We start from the raw sequence: 4,486 nt of genomic DNA, 5'->3' as shown, positions 1-4,486 counted from the left end.
CAACCAAATGTTTTCAAACTGCTTGTAATCATATATAAATCTAAACTAAGAACCATGATGCGATTCTACTCGTTGGTGGGCGTGTTATTGCTACTCTGCATGCTTTCGTTTGCCCAATCCAAACAAATTACCGGTAAGGTTACTGATCAGAAAGACGGCAGTCCGCTACCGGGGGTGACCGTTAAGGTAAAGGACCTTAAGGAAGGGTCTGTTACCAATCCTGACGGCACATTTAAATTAAATGTGAATGAAAGTGCTGCTACACTGGTATTTTCTTTTATAGGCTATGCGGATCAGGAAGTACCTGTTTCCGGCAGAAATGTGATCAATGTATCCATGGTGTCCAGCTCGAAGGATATTTCCGAGGTGGTAGTAGTAGGTTACGGTACCCAACGTAAAAGAGATGTGACCGGCTCCATTTCTAAAATAAATGCAGCAGAAATAGAAGATATTCCGGTACCCAGCTTTGACCAGGCTATTCAGGGTAAGGCTGCAGGTGTTGTAATTGAATCCGGTAGTGGTAAAGTAGGGCAGGGAATTAAGATCCGTATACGCGGAACCTCCTCTATTTCTGCCAGCAGCCAGCCTCTTTATATTGTGGATGGTATGCCCGTTGAAAGCAGTCTTCAAACGGATGCCAATAACGAGGTGACAAATCCGCTTGTTGACATTAACCCTAACGATATTGAATCAGTGGAAGTGCTGAAAGACGCCTCCGCCGCTGCTATTTATGGCGCCCGTGCCTCCAATGGTGTTGTATTGGTGACTACTAAAAAAGGAAAGCTCAACCAGAAAACAGTATTTAACCTTGATGTTAATACAAGCTGGGCAAAGCCAACAAAAAAACGTGGATTCCTTAACGCTAAACAATATGTAGACCTGTTTCTTGAAGCTGCGGTAAACGATGGTAAAACAGACTTTGCAAACCAGGATAGCGGCTATGATACTGAAAAGGCGGCCATAGATGACTATACCCAATATTATGAAAGTTTCCTCGATCGGTATTCACTGGGCACCGACTGGCGTAAACAGGCTGTGGATGTTAACTGGGAAGACCAGGTATACCGCGATGTGGCAAGATCTAACCAGGTCAATCTTTCTGCCACAGGCGGTAATGAGAAAACCAGATTCTTTGTATCAGGATTTTACTCCGGGCAGGATGCGATCGTGATTAATAACAAATTTACCCGCTACGGCGCCCGCCTCAGCCTCGATCATGCAGCTACCGACAAATTAACAATAGGTATCAATATGAGTATAAACCGCTCGCAGCTCGACAGGGTTACCGATGATAACTCCTTCTCCACACCAGGACAGCTGGTAGCGCAACTACCTATCTCCCCATTGATTGATCCCGAAACCGGAAAGCCTAACGGAAGGACGCTCTACGATAATGGTTTGCTGGATGCATTATATGATACAGATAAACAGGTTACTTTCCGTACGTTGGGTAACATTTATGCAGCCTATAATTTTCTGCCCTGGTTGAACTTCCGGTCAGAGTTAGGAACAGATATCGTTAACATGAACGAAGATTACTTCAAGAGTAAGTTATCTCAGGATGGAGCAGGAATTGGTAGGGGGCAATCTATAAACGCACAGAGTATATCCCTTAATACCAATAACTTCTTCACGATTACGCCAGACCTTGGCGGCAAGCACAAACTCAATATGGTATTGGGTATGAGTTATCTTCAAAATGATAACCGTTCAGCATCCATACAGGCGGAAGGCTATCCATCTGATGCGGTGAAGAACCTGTCCGGAGCTACTACGGTAACTTTCGGAAGTTCAGATAATTACAGGTATACTTTTCTTTCCTATTTTTTCAGAGCTAACTATAGCTATAACGATAAATATCTTGCAGGATTCAGTGTAAGAGCAGATGGATCTTCCCGTTTCGGTCCCGATAGCAGGTATGGTTACTTCCCTGCGGGTTCATTGGGTTGGGTAATTTCACAGGAAGACTTCCTGAAAGAATCAAAGGCGCTGAGTTTCCTGAAATTAAGAGTTAGCGCGGGTTTAACGGGTAATGCCGAAATTGGTGAAAGCAGGTTCCTTTCCCTGTATGATATCACTAACTATCCTAACCTGCCTGGTTTCCAGCCCGCTACCATCGGTAATCCTGATCTGAAATGGGAAAAAACTTTCCAGATAGATGGTGGTCTTGAATTCGGATTTTTAAATAACCGCATCTCCGGTGAGGTGGACGTTTATAAAAAGAAAACAACCGATCTGTTGCTGAGTGTAAATATTCCACAGACAACAGGTTACGCCAACATCTACCAGAATCTTGGTAAAATGGAAAACAAAGGAGTAGAATTTTCTTTGACCACTCGTAACCTGGAAGGCGCATTTAAATGGACCACTATATTCAATATTGCGTACAATAAGAATAAGATCACAGATCTTAAGGGGCAGATCATTAATACAGGCGTTCAGCGGGCCGTGGAAGGAGAGGCCATCGGTTCTTTCTTTTTACCACGGTTTGCAGGTGCAGATCCGCAAACCGGTGTAGCTTTATACATCGATTCTTCAGGGAAAACAACAACAGATTTCAGCCGGTCGCCCAATGTAATTGTTGGAAATTCCAATCCTGATTTTACAGGTGGTTTCACCAATAACTTCTCCTATAAAGGATTTGATTTGAGTGTATTCTTCACATTTGTGAGTGGTAATTCCATTTACAACCGGGCAGGGATCTATCAAACAACCGGGTTTGCAAATGGATTGGATAACCAAACGCATGATATTATGAACAGGTGGCAGAAACCCGGTGATATCACTGATGTTCCTAAAGTGAGTTTATCTTATGGTACCGGTGGAGAAGCAACATCCCGCTATATTTACAATGGTTCCTATATACGTTTAAAAAACCTGACGCTGGGGTATAACCTGCCTAAAAAAGCGATTTCTGCGCTGAAGATCCAGGGCATAAAAGTATATGCGGCGGCTTATAACCTTTGGACTAAAACCCACTACATCAGCGATCCGGAAGTAAATACGGCACCTTTGGCATCAGATACCAATACATCCAATAATACTTCAGGCGGGGTTGACTTTTATACCATCCCACAGGCGAGAACGTTTACATTAGGATTAAATGTCCGCTTCTGATCGGCCGGTTGTAAGCAATGTTTGGTTATTTAAATTAAAAACTTGTAAAGTATGAAAATCACAAAATATATAATCCATGCATCGTTAGGGCTTCTGCTGCTGGCTGGTTATGGGTGCAATAACAAACTGGATGTGTTTCCTCAGCAGCAAATAACGCCCGACCAAATTACAACGGGCGAAGATGTGAAAGCGGTCCTCTTTGGAAGTTATAATTCTCTGCAGCATTACAACTCTTTCGGAGAGCGTAATATACTGACTGCCGATTTACTTGCCGGAGACGAACAATTGAAATGGATAGGTACATTTGTTCCTTACAACCAGGTATTTGAGAAAAAACAGGATAGAACACTCAGCATAGCCCAGGGTATGTGGAGCCGTGCTTATATTGTTATTGCAGGGGTTAATACGGTACTTGAAAAAATAAGTGTGGTGGATACCAGTGAGCAGAAAAGCGTCGCTGCTGAGGCAAAATTTATCAGGGCTATTACCTATTTCGAATTGGTTAATTACTTTGGTTTGCCTTATTCTGCCGGCAGCACAACTACCAATCCTGCTGTGCCGCTGGTACTGGAGTCTGTTGGAACCTATGTGCCGGATCGTGACAACAAACCACGCTCTTCTGTAGAGGATGTATATAAGCAGGTAATAGCCGACCTTACTGCGGCTGCCGCAGATTTACCGGAATCCAATGAATCGGGCCGTGCCACCAAATATTCAGCGCTGGCATTCCTGGCACGTGTGTATATGAATCAGGGAAAATATGCGGAAGCTGCTGCTGCTGCGAATGATGTGATCACTAACGGTGGTTTTGTTATTGAAGCTACCTTCGACAAGGCATTTAATAATGCAACCAACTCCGGGGAGGATATTTTTGCCATACAGCAAAGCACGCAGAGTAATGCAGGCACCTCTAACAATGGTATACCTACTTTTTATTCTGCAAAGCCGGTAGGTAGGGGAGACATACAGGTGCTGCCAGAGTTCCTGGATCTTTACGGAACCGGAAATGAGGATACCCGCAAGACCTTTGTATATGATGGCGTCGGCATTTCAGGAGGATCTCCGGGTATTTATACCAGCAAATGGAAGGATATCTATAAAGTGATCCCGGTTGTCCGTCTTGCTGAAATGGTACTGACAAGGGCGGAAGCGAATTTCCGCAAAGGCGGGGCTCCCACTGGGGGCGTAACTCCGCTGGATGATGTAAACAGCATAAGAAACAGGGCCCGGGCAAAGCCACTGACAGCGGTTACGTCCACCGATTTTGTGGATGAGCGGTTCAGAGAGCTTGCTTTTGAAAGTGACCGGTTGTGGACGGTTAAGCGTTTGAAGTTAAAGGTGGGCAACCTTAACTACAATGATCCGAAGC

2 protein-coding genes are annotated in these 4,486 nt (G+C 44.3%); both read left to right on the top strand.

The genetic code is table 11. The features are described 5' to 3' along the window. The first annotated feature begins 54 nt into the window (after positions 1–54). Complete coding sequence (locus VN105_RS11450; RefSeq protein WP_325640940.1) at positions 55–3,117, top strand: TonB-dependent receptor; 3,063 nt, start codon at positions 55–57, stop codon at positions 3,115–3,117. A gap of 51 nt (positions 3,118–3,168) precedes the next feature. Then, positions 3,169–4,486 (top strand): RagB/SusD family nutrient uptake outer membrane protein (locus VN105_RS11445; RefSeq protein ID WP_325640938.1); only part of this gene is annotated, 1,318 nt, incomplete at its 3' end.

The sequence above is a fragment of the Chitinophaga sp. genome (assembly GCF_035564935.1).
GTDB lineage: Bacteria > Bacteroidota > Bacteroidia > Chitinophagales > Chitinophagaceae > Chitinophaga.
This window is presented reverse-complemented; position numbering and strand designations above follow the sequence as displayed.

Coding starts and splice junctions, on each gene's coding strand:
- VN105_RS11450 (WP_325640940.1), top strand. CDS start 55: ATGATGCGATTCTACTCGTTGGTGGGCGTGTTATTGCTACTCTGCATG.